Genomic DNA, 21,129 nt, shown 5'->3' with positions numbered 1-21,129 from the left:
TCCAGACAACTCCAGCAAACCCAATCGAAACAGGAGTTAGCGGCAGTACGTCGGTTTCTGTCCAATCCCATGGATTTGACCTTGGTGGCGCAACTGTTGGCCCAGGGCAAAGACCCGGATTTGCTGAACTTGCAACAACAGCAGTATGAGATCATGGCAGAGGACTATCAACAGATTCACCTTTGTCCCTTTCCCCTGGCTGAATTTGCTGAAACCGTCTACCAGATGCGCCTCCATGATCAAATTACCATCCCAGAAAACGGCTGCTTGGATGAGTTGCACTGCATGGAACGCTATAAAATGGTATTGACTCGTCAGCAGAAGGATGGGTTTGGTCGTACCTATCGAGAATGGAAGTTTCGCCACGATAAAATCCAGGAATACTTTATCGTCCAGACCTTCCTGAAAACCGAGAATCGAGAACGTCAGCACGAGCATTTGACTGACCCCCGATTTCGCGGTGTCTACCTGCTGCTGGCCACCCTTTTGGAGGTTGAGCAAGCTTGGGTATTACGGGAAGTGCTGATTCAATCGGCTGCGGAAACCAAAGACCATGTCGTCAGTGACCAGTTCATCCAGCGGTTTAATTCTCGTCAAGAGCTAACCCAAACCACCAACAACCATGGCGTGCTTGCTCTTTACCAAAAACATTACCAAGACCTAATCGAAATTGCTAGACTACAAGCCAGCCGACTTATCACTGTTGAAAATAACGCCATGAGTGACTCAACCTCAGACTATCATCACTCCAACTATCAGTCAAAATACGATCAACGTCAGTCTCAACAGAGATTTAATAACTTTGTCGATGCGACTCAAAGTGAGGTTAATCAAGAAATTGGTACTCAAACTCAACACAATTTTGCCCCGGATAAAAACCAAACCCTAAGCGAAGCCGCCGCCGAAATTCAAGGATTATTAAAACAGTTAGAACAAAGTAATCCCAACGCCACGGATTTAGAAAAGACAGCGTTTGTGAATATCGCGATTCCAGCAAGTACTAAACAACGGTTGCTCAGTGCCTTAGAAAGTGGTGGAAAAGAAGCCCTTAGAGAATTATTAGATAATCCTTATGTAAATGTGGGCATGGCGATTGTGGAAGGATGGCAGAATCCTTAGTAGGGTGTGGGGTGTGGGTAGATGGAAAAAAGAAGGTAGGAATTTTCACCTTCCATGGAAGACCCTAAAATAGGGTAATATCTGGAGAGGTGATTTATAACCCCTCCAGATATTAAATTCTTGCCCTTATTTTACAGGGATTTCAACCTGGTTCTTTCTGATTCACGAATCAATAAAATATATCTTTGAGAATCTCGCTTGCTTCATGGACTTCCTCCATATCCTCTAGTAGATAGGATTTTGGATTGGCCACTTTCAGATTATGCATCATGCCCCGATCTTCATGGATTAGAATATGGCAGTGATAAACAAATATCCCAGTAATGAATGGATTGACAAAGGGAATACGGATTGTAGTGATGCTGTTTCCAGGTAAGTTAATTACATCCCGATACCCCTGGGTTTCTAGCTGACAGCGGTATCCATCACTCGTGCCATCAGGAAGATCTACACCGGATTGACAAAATTGCAGATCATTATCTTGTGCAACTATTCGGTAGTTATTGTAGGTACAGATGTCAGTTCCTGGCAGCAATCCTGAGCATGGATCCTCAGGGAGAATAACCTCAGGAACTAGGAAATCAAGCTGGTGTATGTGGAAAACGTGGGCAGCATTAGTGGCATTGACCAAATGCCATTCTTCTATATCCCCCACCGCAGAAATTTTATCGATCCGGTTTCCATTATATACGTCACCGATTTGATTTGAAGGATACATTCCTTGATCTTCATTGAATGCTGTTAGAAAAAACTTACTGCCGTCGCTTGAGAGATAGAAGTAACGTTTCTGACTAAGTGGATCGGAATACGCATCCCCTGGAGTTATGCACAGTGAGTTATCCAGTAATTTCGACAGGTATTTTAAGCTTATATGATGCTTCTTTGCCAACTTTTTCAATTGTTGAGTTTTTTCATCATTTTTACCTTTGATACCTACACGTTTTCTGTATGTTTTTAGTAAATCTGATATCTTAGTACCAGGAGAGCCACATTCACTCAAATTAGCTAAGGTTTCAGGAGTTGGCAGTAGCTTGTCTGATTCAAATGCCTCCTGGCTTAAGATGTGATCATCTAAACTTGTTGCACCATCCGGGCATATTGTTCCTAGACTAAGAGGAGCCTCATCTGCCGTCTCGTAGCATACTTTGTCAGCTTCAGAGCCTACATTAACAGTTGCTAACACATAGTTTCTATTGGCACCAGGAGCCCCAGTCCACTCATAGTCATCATCAGTGACTAAATCGGTTTGAAAATCGGAAACAAGAGAATATGTACTATCTGGTTCACCTCCTACTACCAGAACTTCTACTCGACTACCAGGTGGCAATAGAACTGAGTTAGTTGCTACTGGTTGTTTAACAAAATCAGCATCACGGGCCAAGATATAAAAATTTGGATGACCATTGGGTTCAACAAAAATAGGTTCTCCTGTGACATCGTCTATCGTTTCTAGAGCAATATTCAGGTAGTGATCCGCACCGATATTGGCAAGACGCCAGAATTGAACCTCTCCAGGCTTAATTGTTATTTGTGGCTTGACTTGATCATTGAGAGTGAAACACCTTTTTCCTTCTGTGCCGAGAACATTAGTAAATTGCTTAAACAGCATCACCTTTTGACGCACGGAAAACTGCTCAGGCTCTGGATCTATTTCTTGGTCCGGATCGGGTTGAATTCCATTGGTGGGATCGAGAATGCTGTAATAATAATTACTCCCCTTGATAATCATTCCACCAGACAGACCAGCCAGAACCTGAGTATCGCTAAGGGAGTGGGCGTGGGAGTGATACCAAAATAGTCCAGATTGATGGACTTTTGGAATCTTGACTCCCATCTCGTAGTCAGCTATCGAACCATATGTAGAATCTGCAGGATTATCACCCGGATAATAACCACCAGGAAGATCTGCCTCTGTGCCAGTGCTTGAATCAGGTGTTGTCTCACCAAGTGGGGGGACTGGTATCAACTTATAACTTTGAGAATTATCAGTAGAACTGATATTTACTGTGTCAGTATCTGTTCCGGAGATGTTAAAACTATCGGTTTGTTGGACTTCTTTTGGTTTCGGTGTCACGTTAGAATGAACTTCTACCAAAACATCATCACCACCCAGTAAAGGTGACATGTTGAAGCCATGATAATGAATGTTGGTGTATTGAGATTGGTTCTCTAAATTTTCTTTTGTTTGTGGTATCTCTCCGGGCAATTGAACCCTTACTGGTAAGTTATTTCTGAGGGTTAGGTCAATCAAGGAGTACGGAGTACCATCAAGACTCCTAGGGTCTATAGCTTGAGATGGCTCAGGTACAGATACAGTTATAACTGGTGGGGTATAGGCTGAAACGGGGTCACCAGATCCATCATCGTAAGTAGCCTGGTAGAGGTAGCCATCGTATGATTGTGTCTCGTCTTCATTGACCTGCAAGTCGAAACTACCCAAAGTTGCATCTAAAAGAATTGGATTTTCATCCGCGTCTACAAATATCGGATTGCTAAAAGCAGCCCGAGGAAGTTCGGCATTGTCAGGCACAACTAGACATTCATCCAGCAAATCATTCTGAGCGACAGCTTGCCCTGTAAAGGTACTTACAGAAATAAACGTGCCCACTAAGAACACAATCAGTACCCTGCGTAGGAACAGGAATAAATGGTTCATAAATATTTCATTATTCAAAGAATAGTTCACTCTAGTGAGTATGACTTCCTGTCAAATTGTATGCAAGTTTTTTTAACAAAACTTTATATGAGCCCTGATCGGGATTTAGCAGTCGGAAATTGGGACTGACACTACCCATTTTTTTCACAAATATGAGATAAACTATACGGATGTCTTTGTTGACTTTTAATTACCTTAACTTTAGTTAACAATTACCATCACTTAGCTGATAGCTGAACGCGCACGCGTGCGCGTAGCGCTTATGCTGAATGCTTACGATGCAAAAGGGGGTGTCTACAGCGTTTTTCATAGCTATCAGGTACACAGGATTTTTTCCTTCTTACCTCTTACTTGCTCCCTGCTCAGAAGCTCCCTAAAACCTAAGAATTTGGGCGTTGCTTAATAATGGAATAATTTTTAGGTGTGACCCAAGGCCAGGGAACCCGGCCTTGGGTCGCAGCTGTGGAATGGGCATCTTGGTTTTGTACCTCACCCAATTTAAAATTGCTGTAGTTATATTCCTTGATCATTTAATCTTTATTTTGTCAAGTAAAATTTATACAAAATAGCTAGATTACCCTACAAAAATAAAGTTGTTTGGAAGCCCATGCTTTAGTGTTTGTCAGCCGCTAGAATTAACGAGGAATAAAAACATCTACTCAATAAACTGTGCAAACTTCTGTTCTCTATGATCGGCAAGTCTATGATCCACAAACTCTCCTGGATCATTTAAGCCAGCTCACTCAGGAAGAATTTGCCCCTCGGGCGGCTCAATACGACCAGACAGCAAGCTTCCCTGCAAAGAACTTTGAGACTCTGTTTGATGCAGGTCTTCATGCTCCAGCTGTACCGATTAAGTATGGTGGTTTAGGGTTAGGTCACAACAGTGATATCCTTACCCTCTGGATGATGACACGAGAATTAGCAAAAGTAGATTTAGCGTTCACCCGTTGCTGGGAAGGACATACTAATATACAAGTATTATTGACTGCCAATGCTAATGACGCTCAAAAGCAACGTTGGTTTGAAGGGATTGTGCAACGAGGGGAAAAATGGGCGGGTTGGAGTGGCGAACCTCTCTCCAAAGTGCCTGGGCAAAGCAGTGGTATTGGGACAACAGTTAAGGTTGTAGAGGGGGGCTATATTGTTGATGGTTGCAAGGTCTTTGCCACAGGAGCGGATGGGCTACAATGGGCGATCTTGTTTGTGAGTACTGCCGGAACAGGAGCTGTTCGTCATAACGATGGACCAGCGAATTCGGTGTTGATGTTAGCCTGTGATTTATCAGACCCAAGTGTAAGCTTTGATTCAACCTGGTGGAAACCGATTGGGATGCGGGGAAGTGTAAGTTATCGCGTACAATTCGATCACACGTTTATTCCTAAAGAAAATCTGATTGGCTATCCAGGGCAATACTTGCTGGAAGAGTGGCAAACTCGCTTTACTCCTCAGTATGGAGCAGCATTTTTGGGAGCAGCAGAAGGGGCTTATGGTTATGCCCTGGCTCATATCAAAAAGCAACGGAGAGAACAGGATGCTTATGTGCAGCATCGGATTGCTAAATCAATGATGAACATTGAAACCATGGACTTGTGGCTGCGAAAAGTGGCTAGGTTGTGGGAAACAGGTCAACATCAGCAGGCCAAAGAAGCTGGTAACCGCTTTCGTTATTTGTCAGAAAAATTGGCACTGGAAACCTTGGAACACTGTACTCGCATGTGTGGCGCTCGTGCTATGATTCAACCCAGTCCTTTGGAACGGATTTATCGCGATTTATCCTTCTATACCCTCCATGATAATTGCGATCGCGTTTTGGCCTCAATTGGTCAGGAAGTACTGGGACAAGAAAGCGATCGAGCGTTTTTTAATTCTTCACAGAAGTAAGCATATGCGCTACGCGCACGCTGCGCGAACAGCTCTCAGCTCTCAGCTCTCAGCTATCAGCTATCAGCTCTCAACTATCAGCTCTCAGCTATCAGCTCTCAGCTCTCAGCTTTTGAATAAAATAAGCTGACGGCTGTTCGCGTAGCGTGAGCTAAAAGCTCACGGCTGACGGCTGACGGCTGTTCGCGTAAAGATGACAATAGTGTACGACTAGATGAGAATATTTATTATCATCTGGATTGGACAATTTCTTTCCCTGGTAGGTTCTCGCTTAACTCAGTTTGCCTTCAATGTCTGGTTGTTTCAAGAAACCGGCTCAGTGACCCAGTTTGGCTTACTGGTTTTGTGTGGTAGCTTGCCTAGTCTACTCATTTCCCCAATCGCAGGGGGATTTGTAGACCGCTGGAGCCGTCGCTGGACGATGATTATTGCTGATTTTTGTGCTGGTCTTTGCACCTTAAGCATCGCTTGGTTATTCATCACAGGAAACCTGGAAATTTGGCACTTGTATATCATCGAAGCTCTTAGTGCTTGCTTCAGTACCTTTCAGGCTAATGCTTATGCTGCTGCCACTACTCTGCTAGTACCAAAAGAAAACCTACCCCGTGCCAGTGGCTTAACCAGTTTGGGGCGGGGTGTATCTAAACTGATTGCACCAGTGTTAGCAGGTATATTGCTGCCCCTTGTTCACATCCCAGGCATCATTGTCATTGACTTTGCTACTTTATTTTTTGCCATTGTTCCCTTGATGGTAGTTAAATTTCAGGAGTTAAATAATCTAGAGGAAGAGACAGCGGACCAATCGTTTTGGAAAGAGCTTATCTATGGCTGGAATTGCCTAACTACCAAACCAGGATTACTGGGATTATTATTTTTTTTGGCTACTTACAATCTGTCTATAGGCATATTTAATGTCCTTACTACTCCCCTAGTTTTATCTCTCACCTCCCCCACTGGTCTGGGGATTGTTTTATCTATTGCCAGTTCTGGAGTAGTATTAAGCAGCCTGATGATGAGTATCTGGAAAACTCAGGAGCATTACATCAAAACTATATTTGGCTTTACCCTCCTAGCAGGTCTTTTCATTATCTTGGCCGGTTTACGCCCTTCCCTGTCTCTATTCACGGTTTCTGACTTTTGTTTGTTAGCTACATATCCGGTTATTAGCGGTTTAGTGCAAGTCATGTTTCAAAAGAAAGTACCTCCAGAGATACAGGGAAGGGTTTTTGGTTTGAAAGATCCCATTGCTACTGTGAGTTTAACCCTTGGTTATGCGATCGCTGGCCCTCTAGACGATCTGATTTTTGAACCTCTGATGGCTCCTGATAGTATTTTAGCCGGAAATATAGGACAAATAATTGGAGTTGGCCAAGGTCGTGGAGTTGGTCTTCTAGACATTGTTATCGGTTTATTAGTAGTTGTTGGAACCATTGCTGCTTATCAGTATCCTCGCCTCAGATTGCTAGAAGAGGAATTGCCCGATGCTATTCCTGAGCAACTTTTTTAGAATTGGAAGTAGATAAAAGGTTGATAAGCAACTCTAACCAAGGGTAAAATAGCTGAAACAAAAAGTCCATAAATAACCGCAAAACTCCAATTGGGAACTATACGCCACCAGTTAGTAAACCAGTTTTTGTATGCTGCCCAATGTAGTAATACTAAAGGGATAAAGATCCATGCAGCTTGAAGTCCTAAGTTTTCAGTACCAGGAGAATTAAAGAATACAAAAGATTTGACAATAGTTAAGCCACTAAAAAAATCTTCACTACGAAAAAAGATTCCAGAAGCAGAAAAGAAGTAAAATGTTAAAGGGACACCTAGAGCATTTCTAACAGGTAGTAATTTCTTGTAGGGAGATAGCCGTGTTGACCATTCTTTATGTACAGCTAAAGCTATACCATTTAGTCCTCCCCAAACAACAAAGTGCCAAGCTGCACCATGCCATAGTCCCGTTACCAGCATAGTATAGATAAGATTGCTGTAAGAGAAAAACTTGGTTCTATCTTTTTTTTCCCGCCTTCTCATCAAGGGTACATAAAGATAGTCTCGGAACCAATTAGACATAGTAATATGCCAACGTTTCCACAGTTCCGTGATGTTACTAGCAAAGTAAGGAAAGTTGAAGTTTAAAGGTAATTTATAGCCTAGTAAACCAGCAGATGCGATCGCCATATCTGAATATCCAGAAAAGTCACAGTAAACTTGGATGATAAAAGAGATTACACCTATCCAAGCACTCGCTACTGTATACATCTCTGGATTAGCAAAATACTTATCGACTATAGGAGAAAGATTATCTGCGACACAGGCTTTCTTAAAATATCCTACCAGAAACAGCATCAAACAACTCCTAACCTCCACTTGACTAAATGTTTTCGGTGTCAATAACTGGGGTAAAAAGATGGCAGCACGAACAATAGGCCCAGCAACCAATTGGGGGAAAAAGCTCACAAATAAGGCAAAATCCCAAAATTTTTTAGTTGGTTTGAGTTTACCTCGGTAAATATCTAAAGAGTAGCTGAGGGTTTGAAAGGTATAAAAGCTAATTCCTACAGGTAGAATAACTTGTAGAATGGGAAAACTTATAGGTAAGCCGAGCCAATTGAGAAAATTAGCCGCTGAATCAGTGAAAAAGTTATAGTATTTAAAAAATCCTAAGATACTAAGATTGCCTACTAAACTTAATACTAGCCATAGTTTGCGTTGTCGGGAGTTTATCGGTTTGGATGCAAGGTTGTTCCAATCAAAGTTTTTTGTACTATTAGTTTCCTTAGTTTCACAATCTGGATTAGCATCATCAATTATAGGTCTAGATATCATCAAACCAACGACATAATCAATGATTGTGGAAGCCAACATTAAAGATAAGAAGCGCCAATTCCAAGCGGCATAAAAAAGATAACTGCAAATGAGTAACCAAATTTTACGATGTTGGTGTTCGCTTAATGTCCAATAGATACAGAAAACTGTAAGGAAGAAAAACAGGAAGCGAAATTCGGTAAAAATCATTTCTAATGTTTATAAAGGATAGATTCCTGATTTTTGTGTTTCCAGATATTTAGCAAATTGTTCTGCCATAGAACGAGTAAATTCCCTTGCGCCTCTGTCATTTAAGTGCCCGAAATCCCATCTGCTGTCAACTTGATATAAAGTAGGGAAAGCTTCGGGATTGTTTAAAGCAAAAACTATTGATGTATTGCGCCGTTTATATAATTCGATTGCTGTTAGTTCATCAAATCCCACAATTGGGGATATAAAAATAATGGGCTTAATTCCCTGTTCTTCGATGCGATCGCACATATTTTTGAGAACTTTCAAGCTATGATTTTTATAGAAATCAATTGACGCAGTGTTCCTCTCTTTCAATTTATCTATTTCTCTATCGACCTTGTTATAATAAACATCTAAATGATTTTGGAACTTTTGTTTACCAAGAATAAAAAGTTTATCCCAATCTGTTGAATAATATCCAAGTTTTTTTATCAAGAGTCTAGACTGTGGTTTTTTGATAAGTTCAACTAAGTTAAAACCTAATATTTTTTCTTGCCAAAAATTAGAAAGTCTCCCCATCCATAAAATTCTATTTAATAGACTTTTTAAGTTACCATAAGCACTATAAAACTTTAATTGCAAGGGTTTTCTTGATTCCAATATTAGACGTAAAGCTATGATAGTTTGCTTGGGAGTATGCCAATATATACTTCTAAAAGAATCTGCATTAGATATCTTCTCAATACTAAGATCGTTGTGTTCTATAAATAACCACTTTAAATTAGCCGGTTTTAAAGCAATAATTTTTTCCAAATAAAAATTTATCTCTGTTACTATTGCTCCATCAAAGCCTAAGTTAAAAGATTTTATTTTTACGTTTTTTTCTGCCATTAATTTATCAAACAAATTAGGCTTTATACCACGATAAGTTGTACTAGGACCGATAAAAATAGCATCATATTCATCTTTGTGTTCTGCAAAATGTTTTAGCTTCAAACTAACATTATTAGGATAAGTAGGAATGTTAGGATAAGGAAAAATAATATTGGCAAAAACAAATACTACTGTTAATGTAATTGTGAATATAATACTGCAAGCAGTTGCCTTAAATAACTTATGATATCTCCAATTTTTCCAGATATTAACTTGTGTCATAAATCCTCAATTATCCTCTTTTTCACATTAGGCGTAATTCCAGTGCGAGCAAAAAACTGGTTGTGGTCAGGTCATCATTCACAGTCAGCATTCGGTTATTAGCTAATGCGCTATGTGTACAATACAGTAACAGCTTTTGAATAAACAGGTAAACTTCTGTTACAGAAAGCTGATGGCTGACATGATGTACTTCACGACTATATCTTTTCCATCTCCCTAACCACAGGTAATATTTCTTTACCAAAGTAGGTCATTGTTTCCAGTTCAGGCCAACCAGAGAAAATGAATTGAGAGCAGCCCATATTTTTATATTCCATGATTGCTTCAGCAATATCAATCGGGCTTCCGACAAGGGCCATAGAAGACGGTCCATGGGCAGGTACAGCACCCTTCCATAACCAAGGGGTAAGCCAATTACCATCAGCTTCTTCTTGATAAGCAAATTTTATTGATTGGAAATCAGAGGTCTTAACAAATACTTGATCAATCCATTGTTTATTGCCAGTACTAATCAAAGAGTAAGCAGCTTCGATGGCTTCTTCACGAGTAGGTCTAGCAATTATAGAACCACGTAGACCAACCTCTATTCCTTGGTCAATTATGCTTTTAACACGTGGTCGCAGTTTATCTGGGGTATCGAAAAGAAGTAACCAACAATTACCTTGCTTTACAGCGAGTTCCTGTGCCGCAGGCGAACCGCCACCGATGTAAATTTCTGGGGAATTCCTCTCTGGTGCCACGAAAGGCGTACCGACTTGCCCTTCTTCAATATGGTAGTAGGTGCCTTTAAAAGTAAACCCGCCATTTTGTTGCCAAAACCCTTGACAAATCTCTAAAAATTCTTCGGCTCGCTGATAACGTTGATCGTGTTCGAGAAAATCGCCATAGTAGCCTTGCTCTTTTTGGGAATGACCCATAATTACATTTAAACTCACTCTGCCATTGCTTAAGGCAGAAAGGGTATTAATTTGTTGCACAAACAAGGTAGGTGAAATTGCTCCGGGTCGATAGGCAACCATAAATTTTATCCTTTCTGTTGCCATTGCTAAAGCAGTGGAAAGTAGAATTGGATCTGGTCTGTAATAGCCGAAGGCAGTCAACAGGGAATCAATACCAATTTCTTCGGCACGGCGGCAGAAGAAAAGATTATTCTCGATATCGGGTAAATTCACTTGTTGCTCAGGTGAATTACTTGCCTGGAGTTTAGCATCTTGTGATACAACGCCTAACCTATTTGCTTGTGCGGCTAATCGCCAGTGAAATCTCAATGAGTTCATCTAAAAAAAAATCCCTAGTTTGGAAACTATTCAGCTTTAGCTACTGGAGGACAAATGTCTCGGCGACTTTAGTTGCAGTTCCTTTAGGAGGTAGGGGAGTAACTGTTCCGTAGTTAGCCCTGGAATCTACAACAATGAGTAAACTTTATAATTATAGGATTGATTGTCTATTATTTATAATAGTTTTTATTGTAATGAGATACACAAAATTTTTGGCGTTGCTTATTATGGGTATGGTTTTGCCCCCCTAGCCCCCCAATTTTGGGGGGAAAAAGACTTTCTTGCGTCCCCCAAAGTTGGGGGATTTAGGGGGCTTGACCAAAACCAGATGATCGCGCATTCATTCCTTAATTCAGCAACGCCGTTTCCTGTTGGGCTGATTCCCTGGCCGGAAGCTGCCTAAAACCCAGGACGAAAGTACTTGATAACTATGAGAATTCCTATAGATGGTTACAACTGGCCTAATTTGTACTCCAAATTTTATAAATAAGTTAATTAATTGACTAACTTAGTTAAGCACCGAGGTCTCAAAGCTGTGACCTTGATTATGTGTGCTTTCTAGCTACTCTTGTCACCCCGCCACATTGAAAACTTAATTAATACATGGTAAATTATTCCTTGACTTAAAATAGTACAGACAATGAATCCTTCATCAAGCGAAACGAGACCCGCTCCTGTTGAACAAGAAATCAATCTAGATGCTAGTGAACTATTGGGAATCTGGAAGAATACTAACTCCCAGACTAAGAATATCACCAAAGCAATTATCGAATTTGACGAGGGGCAACTGACTATTCATATTTTTAGTGCAGGTAGCCCTGAGCTTGATGATTGGGGAAAAGCAAAATTACAAGCCTTTACTTCAGATCAATCGTCTCCTGTGGTTGGAGGATTTATTACCCAATATAGTCGAGGTTTTGTGGAAACTTCAATCGCTGCTAACTGTAAAAGAGGAGTTTTAGTACTCCAAGTTTATAACAGTTACAAGGATAATAACGGCAAGTTTAATGATTTTTCGCGGGAATTTTTTCACAAATAAATAATTTTATTAAATCTAAGTATTATGGTACAACCAATGACTAAAACAAAAGTAGATATTAGTAAGTTTCTGGGACGTTGGGTTAACACCTATAAGGAAACAAAAGGAATAGCCTCATTTGAAATTTCTAGTCAGGATGGTGTTCCTAAATTTCGTGCCTTTGGATCCCAGACCAGTCATGCTCCTGGAGATTGGGGGGAAGTTGACATTATTCCTTTAGCAGCTAGTCCAGATGGTGGTGTGGCTAAGGGATTTCATATAACTTATGAAATCAACCAGGTTAAATCATTACTAGCTGTTAATGAAAACAAAGGTTTGTTGATTATCGCAATTTATTTTTTACCGAGTGAAGGTAATGGTTACTTTTCTAGGGAATTCTTTTTTCTAGAATAGATAGCCAAATTTTTTCAGTATCATTAGTTTATCGTCATACTATGGCTGCCATGGCGATAACCTATAGTCCTCACCTCTTGGTAGCGATAGTTATCCTCAAAGTACCACAAAACAAGTCCCCACAAGGGCAGATCCCCCCATCTATTGCTATAAATACAGCTTGACTCATCAATTTTAGTTTGAAATTTTATAAAAATGTCATTTTTTCTAAAATATTCACAATTGATGAGCATGCAATTAGTGTAAGGACATTTGACACTATTGTGATCTTCTTCCAGCTTATTTTTTAGTTCAATATTATTCTCATTTACAAATTCTTTTAAGAGTTTTGTCATACCAAGAGTCACATCCGGTACATCGAATTTTCTAAAGTAGGGGGAGATAAATACTTGATTTTTTTTCTCCATTACCTCGACTATATCGTTATCAAATTTATGAATAAAACAATCTTCATCTATTCTGATTAGATATTGGTAATCCTTGGTGTAGTCTAAAAAATCTATAAACCAAAAATGACACATATGTTTATATCCTAGTGTAAACTGACTAGATCTACTCGTTGGAGGACATAAATCATTGTTAATTTTATTTTTACAATTATTGAAAGCTGTTCTGGGATATTCAGTTTTAATATTGATGAACTTTATTTCCATTTCTGGGGTAAAGCTTTGAATATATTTCTGGTGAGCAACTGATATATTGCCCTCATGAAATAAAAGATTATCAAATTGATTACTAAGATACTTGTTGATTGACTTATTTCTGGCAATCAAGTCTTGATAGTTTTCTTTTTTTTCATAGCCCTTAGTCAAAGCCACGACAGCAATCGATTTTCTATGCATGTTACCCATTATTACTGGCTGTGATTGATATTTCTTTTTCGTATTCTTTAAGGTAATTAGCAGCCATTGTTCGATAATGAAAGTCTCTCATTGCCTTTTTACGACAGGCTTGAGGAGAAATTTCATCCAGCCTTTCCACTGCAGCAATATAGTCTTTTTGCCTGTGACAAATAAAGCCAACATCAGAGGAAACTATTTCCTTAAATGCTCCATGATGACTACAAATTACTGGAGTTCCTGAGATTAACGCTTCAGGCACAACTAAGCCAAACGGTTCGTTAATTAGTGTTGGTGCCAGGAGTGCTTTGGCGGAAGCGATTAATTGCGCTTTCTGTGGTCCCCGTATTTCACCGATAAAGTCAACTCCTTGCTCCTGGCACATTGCAGCAAATTGCCGTTGATAAAATTTGTTTTTACTCGAACCTGCGACCACTAGCTTGATGCCCAGTTCTTGGACTAAGAGTAAGGCGATACCAAATCCTTTCAAAACAGCTCTTTCTAAACCACAGACCAAAAAGATGAAATAATCATCTTTGGTTTCAGAATAAATGAATTCAGCAGGATCTATACTATTGTAGACATAGCGATCGCAACCATAGCTTTGGGCATGGGAGCGGGAAACAAAAATCAAATTCTCTTTTGAGAGCCCTGAAATATCATGGTTTCCAAAAGGAGCTTGGAAGGTTCTGACCCAAGGCTTACCATGGGAATCGAATGCACGAGATGGGGGAATATCTTGAGGTTGTAAAATATCAACGTCAAACATTCGCTCCGTAACCTGATTAACGCTGTCTGGTAAAGGTTCTAGAATTTCATTATTTCTGAGATCGTAGAACACATCATGCCCCAGTTCTGCCAAGCCTTTAGCGAGCAAATCTGTAGTGTGTTGGGATGCAGTGCCATTAATTTTGGCTGGATATTGGTGATTACTTGATATGTAGATACGCATTTTTTCTAACATCAGTTATACTCTGTTACAATCTTACATCTGCTGGCTCTAATTTGTTAGATTTAAATTCCTCTTTTTCTTGAGGCAATAATCCGCTGGATTGGGTTCTGTATAGGTAGGCAAAATGTCCGTTCTTTGATAGCAGTTCATTGATTGAACCATCTTCGATAATATTTCCTTCCTGAAATACGAGAATGCGGTCCATAAAGCTGAGGGTGGAGAGGCGGTGGGCAATGACAATGGCAGTTCGTCCTTGGATTACCTTTTTTAGGGCATCCTGGATAGCTTGTTCAGTGATAGAATCCAGGGAAGACGTGGCTTCATCTAGGATTAGGATAGGACTATTTCTGAGCATGGCTCTAGCGATCGCAATACGTTGCCGCTGCCCCCCTGAAAGTTTTACTCCTCGTTCTCCTACCAGGGTTTGATAACCTTTTGACATTTCTGTAATAAATTCATGACAACAGGCTTTCTGAGCAGCTTCCATTACCTCCTCATCTGTAGCATCCAAACGGCCATAGCGAATATTCTCGATCAGGGTACGCTGGAATAAAGAAGGGTCTTGGGGAATCAGGGCAATTTGACTGCGTAGACTCTCTTGAGTGATTTTATTAATGGGTTGATTGTCAATGAGGATTTGACCCTGTTGAATGTCAAACTGACGTAAAATCAGCCTGGTAAAGGTGGTTTTTCCTGCCCCTGAAAATCCAACAAGCCCTACTTTTTGTCCAGGTTCGATTTTCACGGATAAGTTTTCAAATACCCTGTAACTGGAGGGATAATGAAAGCTAACGTCTGCAAATTCGATAGCTCCTGCTTTCACTTCTAGAACTTCGGCTTCTTCGAGATCAGTAATCTCATGGGGTTGAGATAACGTTTCAATAGCATCTGTACAATTACCGAATTGTTCAATTAGATCTGCCAGTTGTTTGACAAGTTGATTGGCTTGATTGAGAAAGTTGGTTAGAATGGTAACAATCAGCACAAAATCTCCGGCGGAAACCCATTGCTGTTTAAATCCATAAACTAGAAGTAATAGAACCATAACTTCACTGATTAAGATTGTAAAATCTTTAACAGCAAAAACTTTGATTGTATTTAGTTTTAGATCAATTTTTTTATCAATCGTCTGATCATGATGACTAGAAAATAAAGCAATTTCTTCTTGCTCATGGGCAAAAGAGCGCACAACATCATGGTTGCCTAAGACATCAGTTACCAATCCAGAGATATTAGCATTGGAAGCTGAGTAATTTTTTGCTTTATTGTAAAGTCCTTTTGCTAAATTAGGAGCAACTAACCCGATAAATATCAAGAACCATAGTAGAAAACATAGACCGATAATTGGGTGGACTAAAACAAAAAAAATAAATACATACACAAACTTGATGGCTACACTTGAAAAGTTATTAAAGCACACATTAGCAATTCGATTGAAACTAGTCACGAGAGTAAACAACTTGCTCGAAACTGCTCCAGATAAGTTATTTTGAAAAAAATGACTGGAATGTCCTAGAGTATGCTTCAAGAACGATCGTAAAATAACTCGATTGCAAGTCGATACAGAGAATATATTAATCCAGTCTCGAAGCAGAACTATCAGTTTCGCAAAGACTAGACAACTGATATAAATAAGGACAGGAGTTAAAAAGTCTCGGTAAGAAAGATTACCTTTTGCCTGAGCTGCTATAAAGCCATCTAGGATTACTTTTAATTGATAAGACTTCAGCATCACTAATGAAGCCCCAATTCCCGTGATAGCGGCCAAGGCAATAAATTGCCACCGGAGTTTATTATCGGCTTGCCACAAAACATACCAAAAGAAGTCTTTTGTGGTTGTAGGGATACTGATGTTTTCCTCTGGGATTTGATTGGTTTCTTCTGAAATTTGATTGTTAAGTAATTTTTCTTCCATTACTGTAAACTAAACTGTAAACTAAACTATAAACTAAGCTTATGTAAGTCTATTAAACCCTAGCAATGTAAAGAAGGGACATGCTAATTGAAATCAAGTTTAGGTGTCAGGTATTAGATTCAAGAAGGAGACAGGAGACAGGAGCCAGAATCAGCTTCGACCTAGGTTAACAGCCCATACAAATCAGTATACACTAGTCATGGTTCCGAACTCTCCCGAAGTGACCTGAATATCGCTTCAGTGTACCAAATTAGTTCCTTAATAAAGGAATTAAGCTTGGTTGTAAACCCTAAATCGGATAAGTTACCATTGATATCAAACATTTCTTTAACATGGGAAATAGGTAATTTATCTGGAATGGGCAAACCCCCTAAAGCCAGGCAAAGTAATCGCAATTGTGCCAGACAATTAAGTCCTCCAAATCCCCCAGAAGATACGGTACAAATACCAATGGGCTTATATCTTAGAGCCTGGGGTTCAAGATAATCAAGGGCATTTTTTAAGACTCCTGGGTATCCATTTTTGTATTCTGGAGCAACAATCAAAATTCCATCCGCTTGGGTTAGCTTAGAGCAGAATCGTGATAAATCAGGGGGTAAAACTTCCATTTCCTTTAATCGCTCCTCTAGCATAGGTAGCTTATACTCAGCCAGGTCAATTATTTCAGTTTTAATGGAAGAGTTTTGGGATAATTCTTTAAAAATGAACTGAGCTACCTTCAAGCTTTGTCTTCCCGTCCTACAGCTTCCCAAAAGAATAGGAATTTTAAGGTTTATTTGGCTTGATTGTTCCATAGAGATAGGGATTGACTATTGAGTGTTAATAAACTATCATTTTATGACTGCTCCAGTGTTATCATAAACCAAGTTTATCGTGAGAACAACAGCTAAATGTTATGATATTATCACAATAAACCTGGTTTATTGACCGAGTCACTAGCAGTGCGGTCATAGCGAGCAGAGCCATTGGTATATTTCGGGCTAGGAAGCTCCCTAAGGATTTGTTGATCGGCAGTTAGATGGAGGATCATGGGAAAATCCGGCTTGATTTAATAAATTTATTCCTATTAAAATTTGATAGTATCTTAAAAAGTGCTACAAATCAAATAATTAACCATAAACAATAGATGACGACACCCAACTTAGCGTTTATTACCTGTATAGAATCAGGCCATCTAGAAACTCAGTCTCTACTACTATATGAAAGTATTCGCTGTTACGGAGGTCGCTTTAGTCAATGTCCGATCTACGCTTTCTCTCCTAGGGTAGGTCATGAGATTTCTCCAGAGACGAAAAAACGCTTAGAGAAACTTAGTGTTGAGCATATTGACTTAGTACTAAATGATGAATTCCCCCACGACCCCTACGCCAACAAAATCTTGGCTAATGCTTATATTGAAAATCAGAAAAAACACGATTTTTTAGTATTTATCGACAGTGATACGTTATTTTTTCGCGAACCAACTGCATTGGGGTTACTAGATAGTTATGATGTTGCTGTCCGGCCAGTTAGTTGGAAATCAATCTGTACTTCTGGTTCGCCAGATGATCCCTTTGATAATTACTGGCATCTTTTGTGTAACTATTGCGGTGTCGATTACGAGAGTATCCCCTTAATCGAGACATTTGTGCAAGGGGTTGTGATTAAAGCTTGTTATAACGCTGGCTTAGTAGCAGTCAGAGCTAGTAAAGGCATATTTAGCAAATGGCAGGACGATCTGATCACTGTTTACCGCCAGGGACTAGAGCCAAAGCAGGGTTCTGTTTGGCCAAAGGATCAAACTACTTTATCAACAGCTATCTGGGGAATTACAGACCGGGTTCAGATTTTGGAACCTGTCTATAACTATCCGATTATAGATATTAATAAACGACAACCATTATTACAATTTAATAGTTCTCATCCCCTCATTCACATTCATTATCATGGCATGTTCAAGGCTGAAAATTTACCGACTAATCCTTTATTTCAGTCCAATTTTGAACTGGAAGCAGAACTCAAAACTTGGTTATTAGCAAGGTTACCGTTAGATTCTGTGCCATCGCCAGCATAAAAACTGTAATCCACTGGCAGATCATAGTTGTATTGACTCAGATCAATCCCGATTAACTCGGAGGTGATAGCATTACTTTCTTGATAGTAATCACCAACCACTTCAGTGATTGTTGCCATGAGCTTACGTTTGATAGCTGAGTTACAGGGTTCAAGAATAGCTAGGGGTAATTTACTCTCCAGTTCTTGTAAATAACTCACAAATCGACGATTACAAACCTTGAAAGGTAGTAATGGACTGGGATTGAGTTGTGATGGTTTCATAATCAACGAATTTAAAGTACCCATCAAGAGTGTTGCCATCCATGACAGTGAACTGTTCACACGGTCATGATAAGGCAAGGTTTCAACAATACCAGCACAATCTTTAATTCCGTTGAACTCTAGAATTTGCCCAACGAAGCGTTTGGGGTCGGTTTTAAATTGCTCGTAAGGTAACACTAGTACATTGGAGCGACCGAACAGTTTCTGATAGTAATTTATCAGGAAATTATAGGCAAAGTGGTCGAGGCTAAAGAGGGGTATTTTATAACTTTGAATTTGCGGTTTTCCGATGTAATTGCTTAGAGAACATGGGCCACTGGCACGTACATATTGATTATAAGTTGAAAGAATCATCTGCTTTTGTTCCCTAATCACAATCAGAATGCGAGCCTTGGGAAACAAGGCAATAAGTCTATCCGCGATTTCTTTGCTGTCGTAACCAGCTGAATGGGGGTTTCCAGATAAGCGTTCCACGGCAATAACGGGAATTTGATCATCTAAGGTTGAAGGAAGAGAGCTTTTAATTTGCTCACTACATTTTGCTAGATCAAATGCCAACGGATGGGGGCCAACGATTTTATGTCGCAGCGACGGGTCAGTCCACCAAATGAAGCCTGATGACGGATTTTTAAAAAGGTGACAGTCAAGCCAAGAGGAGCCAGTTTTAAAATAACCAATAGCAATTAAAATATTTTGCGAAATCATAATAATGTTATAGCCTTCCAGGGCACAGACAATTAATTAGTTTAGCCGAAAAAATGCTCAGATACAGGAGCACAAATTTCTTCTATTAGAGCAATATCCGTCTCCTGCAAAGCTTGGAGCTCAATCTTTTCTTGCTGTAGCCAGGAACTATCTAAGACAGCAGAACCATCAGGAGATCGTTTTTTTGATAAAAGCCGCGCTCCCCTTTGGTATTCATCATCAAAACATTGGATCACCGGGTAGTTTACTGATACTTTAAAATCTTTACCCTCAATTAAACTGAGAATTTTTTCTACAGTTCCTAGGGGGGATGAACAAACCTGATCATAACTTACAATTAAATTAAGCAAGTTTTTATCTTGTAAGAGTTTACCATTAATAGCTTTCCATTGACGAGCGCATTGAATAACTTTATTGTTATCAATGAGCTGTTGCCAGTTTTTAGGTTTTACCCCCCACCAACCTTCCTCTGGCTCATATCTATATCCCTGACGACGTGTAAACCTTTTCAGTAAAGAAAAGACATTGGGAACAGGTTTACGAACTATGCCAACAATACAACTATCGGGGAAAAGTTTTCTGAGCCAGGGAATCCGAACTGCATTATAAGGATTTTTGTTGACAATAAGAGATGATTTTATGTCTAGATTTCCTAAGCGCTCTAGTAAACAATTTTTGATTTCCTCGGTAGCATCCTCCTCCCCAATTTCATGACCCATTTCACCTCCACTCCTTTGATAAATCGTTCCTGCAGGAAAACCACGGGGAGTAAAGGAGGGTACATTGCCCCAAAAATCCTGTCCTTCTCCTTCTTGAAATGGATGTTCTACTAATCCAGATTCCGCTAGGAGTTGTCTTAAGAGGAATGTTCCTGATTTTTGGAGACCAACAACTAGGATAAATTTTGGTTTCATTTTTGAATCTCTACACCTGATTCACTAACAAATGCTATAGCTTGAAACTAGGAGGTTTAAATCTTTCTATTATCAGCTCCTCTTGTTCTTTATACTTTTCAGTTAAGTACTTTTCAACTTTTTCAGGTATATCCATTTTCGGGCTATTATTGAACAAAAAATTTATCGTCGAGTTAAAATATCCTTCTTCATACTTTATTTCTAAAAAATTACAAACGTTTTGGAGCATATTGGCAGGATTTAGGCAAATATCATCGTAGAATAAATAAAGGATTTTGTCTTGAGCGAAATATTTTTCATAATTAGTTATAGTTCTGGTATAATGCCCTTTAAGTAGACTATATTTTGCATCGATCATCTCGACCCACTCTTCATAACTAATCTGTTGATAATCGAGAGTATCCCAATGCCTTGAGGTAACTACCTGTGACCAGGCTCTTTTGACGGGATTACGTAAAATATAAATAATCTTAATATCGCCTAATAAACCTTTGATGTGTTTAACACCTAATTCTGGTAAAGCTGAATAGGCAGGGGTTATTTCACCTATAGCATCTTGAGATATCGCCTCCTTGAATAAAGCCAAATACCACTGGTCATCTTTAACTTCCGAAAATGCCAGATGAGCCAAAAACTTAAGGTAGCTATAGCTAATAGTTTCCCCCTTAAGTTTTTTGTTTAGCTCCCTGCTCAACGTCGATAGTCTATTTCTTTCTATTCTGGTTACTGTACTTTTATCGAGATGAATCTCATCGAAATAGTGTATTTCTTTATAAGCAGGTAGCCAGATTTGAGGGTGCTGCTTGAGATTATGATATAACCAGGTTGTCCCGGCTTTTTGAGCCCCAATACACAAGAAATTAGGTTTACTAGCGTTAGTAGCCATGTTCAACAAAAATTTATTTTTGCTTATGGTCAATAGTTACTGTAAATCACTTTAAATCAGCACCCACAGCCAGGGAGGTATTATCTAA

18 protein-coding genes are annotated in these 21,129 nt (G+C 39.5%); 6 read left to right on the top strand and 12 right to left on the bottom strand.

Annotated features, from left to right (window positions below; translation table 11 throughout):
* The coding region (locus tag F6K52_RS13995) for a hypothetical protein (RefSeq protein WP_364417613.1) at window positions 1-1,119 on the top strand (1,119 nt) is incomplete at its 5' end.
* A 169-nt stretch (window positions 1,120-1,288) separates the two neighbouring features.
* On the opposite strand, the gene F6K52_RS13990 is transcribed toward F6K52_RS13995, so the two are convergent.
* Window positions 1,289-3,775 carry a multicopper oxidase domain-containing protein gene (locus tag F6K52_RS13990; RefSeq protein WP_293078489.1) on the bottom strand — a complete coding sequence of 829 codons (2,487 nt, stop codon included), beginning with the start codon at window positions 3,773-3,775 and terminating at the stop codon, window positions 1,289-1,291.
* Between the two features lie 669 nt (window positions 3,776-4,444).
* On the opposite strand from F6K52_RS13990, the gene F6K52_RS13985 reads away from it, so the two are divergent.
* Window positions 4,445-5,659, top strand: coding sequence for an acyl-CoA dehydrogenase family protein (locus tag F6K52_RS13985; RefSeq protein WP_293078487.1), 1,215 nt, complete (start codon window positions 4,445-4,447; stop codon window positions 5,657-5,659).
* Between the two features lie 214 nt (window positions 5,660-5,873).
* Window positions 5,874-7,166, top strand: a complete 1,293-nt coding sequence (locus F6K52_RS13980; RefSeq protein WP_293078485.1) for an MFS transporter — start codon at window positions 5,874-5,876, stop codon at window positions 7,164-7,166.
* Here F6K52_RS13980 and F6K52_RS13975 read toward each other — a convergent pair.
* The 3 genes from F6K52_RS13975 to F6K52_RS13965 form a co-directional block, all read right to left on the bottom strand.
* The gene (locus tag F6K52_RS13975) at window positions 7,163-8,668 is read right to left on the bottom strand and encodes an MBOAT family O-acyltransferase (protein WP_293078483.1); all 1,506 of its coding nucleotides are present in this window, start codon (window positions 8,666-8,668) and stop codon (window positions 7,163-7,165) included. The two genes, F6K52_RS13980 and F6K52_RS13975, sit on opposite strands and share 4 nt — an antisense overlap.
* A gap of 9 nt (window positions 8,669-8,677) precedes the next feature.
* Entirely contained in the window at window positions 8,678-9,805 is a 1,128-nt protein-coding gene (locus F6K52_RS13970) for a hypothetical protein (protein WP_293078481.1), read from the bottom strand.
* A gap of 197 nt (window positions 9,806-10,002) precedes the next feature.
* Window positions 10,003-11,082 carry an LLM class flavin-dependent oxidoreductase gene (locus tag F6K52_RS13965; RefSeq protein WP_293078479.1) on the bottom strand — a complete coding sequence of 360 codons (1,080 nt, stop codon included), beginning with the start codon at window positions 11,080-11,082 and terminating at the stop codon, window positions 10,003-10,005.
* 640 nt (window positions 11,083-11,722) lie between these two features.
* Between F6K52_RS13965 and F6K52_RS13960 the strand changes: the two genes are divergently transcribed.
* On the top strand, window positions 11,723-12,121 hold the full coding sequence (locus F6K52_RS13960; RefSeq protein WP_293078477.1) for a hypothetical protein: 399 nt from the start codon (window positions 11,723-11,725) through the stop codon (window positions 12,119-12,121).
* A 36-nt stretch (window positions 12,122-12,157) separates the two neighbouring features.
* Window positions 12,158-12,514 carry a hypothetical protein gene (locus F6K52_RS13955; RefSeq protein ID WP_293078475.1) on the top strand — a complete coding sequence of 119 codons (357 nt, stop codon included), beginning with the start codon at window positions 12,158-12,160 and terminating at the stop codon, window positions 12,512-12,514.
* Between the two features lie 23 nt (window positions 12,515-12,537).
* On the opposite strand, the gene F6K52_RS13950 is transcribed toward F6K52_RS13955, so the two are convergent.
* The 5 genes from F6K52_RS13950 to F6K52_RS13930 form a co-directional block, all read right to left on the bottom strand.
* The gene (locus tag F6K52_RS13950; protein WP_293078473.1) at window positions 12,538-13,365 is read right to left on the bottom strand and encodes a hypothetical protein; all 828 of its coding nucleotides are present in this window, start codon (window positions 13,363-13,365) and stop codon (window positions 12,538-12,540) included.
* Entirely contained in the window at window positions 13,358-14,317 is a 960-nt protein-coding gene (locus F6K52_RS13945; protein WP_293078470.1) for a glycosyltransferase, read from the bottom strand. The genes F6K52_RS13950 and F6K52_RS13945 overlap by 8 nt, the downstream gene beginning before the upstream one ends.
* A 13-nt stretch (window positions 14,318-14,330) precedes the next feature.
* On the bottom strand, window positions 14,331-16,220 hold the full coding sequence (locus F6K52_RS13940) for an ABC transporter ATP-binding protein (protein ID WP_293078468.1): 1,890 nt from the start codon (window positions 16,218-16,220) through the stop codon (window positions 14,331-14,333).
* Window positions 16,221-16,417: 197 nt separating this feature from the next.
* On the bottom strand, window positions 16,418-17,014 hold the full coding sequence (locus F6K52_RS13935; protein WP_293078466.1) for an NADPH-dependent FMN reductase: 597 nt from the start codon (window positions 17,012-17,014) through the stop codon (window positions 16,418-16,420).
* Window positions 17,015-17,124: 110 nt separating this feature from the next.
* The gene (locus F6K52_RS13930) at window positions 17,125-17,250 is read right to left on the bottom strand and encodes a hypothetical protein (RefSeq protein ID WP_293078464.1); all 126 of its coding nucleotides are present in this window, start codon (window positions 17,248-17,250) and stop codon (window positions 17,125-17,127) included.
* Window positions 17,251-17,346: 96 nt separating this feature from the next.
* On the opposite strand from F6K52_RS13930, the gene F6K52_RS13925 reads away from it, so the two are divergent.
* A complete protein-coding gene (locus F6K52_RS13925) occupies window positions 17,347-18,273 on the top strand; it encodes a hypothetical protein (RefSeq protein ID WP_293078462.1) in 927 nt (308 codons plus the stop codon).
* Here F6K52_RS13925 and F6K52_RS13920 read toward each other — a convergent pair.
* The 3 genes from F6K52_RS13920 to F6K52_RS13910 are packed head-to-tail and all read right to left on the bottom strand — an operon-like array spanning window position 18,189 to window position 21,041.
* Complete coding sequence (locus F6K52_RS13920) at window positions 18,189-19,241, bottom strand: sulfotransferase (RefSeq protein ID WP_293078460.1); 1,053 nt, start codon at window positions 19,239-19,241, stop codon at window positions 18,189-18,191. The genes F6K52_RS13925 and F6K52_RS13920 overlap by 85 nt on opposite strands.
* 41 nt (window positions 19,242-19,282) lie before the next feature.
* Complete coding sequence (locus tag F6K52_RS13915; RefSeq protein ID WP_293078458.1) at window positions 19,283-20,155, bottom strand: sulfotransferase; 873 nt, start codon at window positions 20,153-20,155, stop codon at window positions 19,283-19,285.
* 34 nt (window positions 20,156-20,189) lie between these two features.
* A complete protein-coding gene (locus F6K52_RS13910) occupies window positions 20,190-21,041 on the bottom strand; it encodes a sulfotransferase domain-containing protein (RefSeq protein ID WP_293078456.1) in 852 nt (283 codons plus the stop codon).
* Between the last annotated feature and the right edge of the window lie 88 nt (window positions 21,042-21,129).

It is taken from the genome of Moorena sp. SIO3H5 (genome assembly GCF_010692395.1).
Taxonomy (GTDB): domain Bacteria; phylum Cyanobacteriota; class Cyanobacteriia; order Cyanobacteriales; family Coleofasciculaceae; genus Moorena.
The sequence above is the reverse complement of the archived record's forward strand: the minus strand, read 5'-3'. Positions and strand labels throughout refer to the sequence as shown.

Excerpts from the sequence above, each read along its gene's own strand:
- F6K52_RS13990 (WP_293078489.1), bottom strand. The coding sequence starts at position 3,775 with ATGAACCATTTATTCCTGTTCCTACGCAGGGTACTGATTGTGTTCTTA.
- F6K52_RS13980 (WP_293078485.1), top strand. The coding sequence starts at position 5,874 with ATGAGAATATTTATTATCATCTGGATTGGACAATTTCTTTCCCTGGTA.
- F6K52_RS13975 (WP_293078483.1), bottom strand. The coding sequence starts at position 8,668 with ATGATTTTTACCGAATTTCGCTTCCTGTTTTTCTTCCTTACAGTTTTC.
- F6K52_RS13970 (WP_293078481.1), bottom strand. The coding sequence starts at position 9,805 with ATGACACAAGTTAATATCTGGAAAAATTGGAGATATCATAAGTTATTT.
- F6K52_RS13965 (WP_293078479.1), bottom strand. The coding sequence starts at position 11,082 with ATGAACTCATTGAGATTTCACTGGCGATTAGCCGCACAAGCAAATAGG.
- F6K52_RS13960 (WP_293078477.1), top strand. The coding sequence starts at position 11,723 with ATGAATCCTTCATCAAGCGAAACGAGACCCGCTCCTGTTGAACAAGAA.
- F6K52_RS13955 (WP_293078475.1), top strand. The coding sequence starts at position 12,158 with ATGACTAAAACAAAAGTAGATATTAGTAAGTTTCTGGGACGTTGGGTT.
- F6K52_RS13950 (WP_293078473.1), bottom strand. The coding sequence starts at position 13,365 with ATGGGTAACATGCATAGAAAATCGATTGCTGTCGTGGCTTTGACTAAG.
- F6K52_RS13945 (WP_293078470.1), bottom strand. The coding sequence starts at position 14,317 with ATGTTAGAAAAAATGCGTATCTACATATCAAGTAATCACCAATATCCA.
- F6K52_RS13940 (WP_293078468.1), bottom strand. The coding sequence starts at position 16,220 with ATGGAAGAAAAATTACTTAACAATCAAATTTCAGAAGAAACCAATCAA.
- F6K52_RS13935 (WP_293078466.1), bottom strand. The coding sequence starts at position 17,014 with ATGGAACAATCAAGCCAAATAAACCTTAAAATTCCTATTCTTTTGGGA.
- F6K52_RS13930 (WP_293078464.1), bottom strand. The coding sequence starts at position 17,250 with ATGATCCTCCATCTAACTGCCGATCAACAAATCCTTAGGGAGCTTCCT.
- F6K52_RS13925 (WP_293078462.1), top strand. The coding sequence starts at position 17,347 with ATGACGACACCCAACTTAGCGTTTATTACCTGTATAGAATCAGGCCAT.
- F6K52_RS13920 (WP_293078460.1), bottom strand. The coding sequence starts at position 19,241 with ATGATTTCGCAAAATATTTTAATTGCTATTGGTTATTTTAAAACTGGC.
- F6K52_RS13915 (WP_293078458.1), bottom strand. The coding sequence starts at position 20,155 with ATGAAACCAAAATTTATCCTAGTTGTTGGTCTCCAAAAATCAGGAACA.
- F6K52_RS13910 (WP_293078456.1), bottom strand. The coding sequence starts at position 21,041 with ATGGCTACTAACGCTAGTAAACCTAATTTCTTGTGTATTGGGGCTCAA.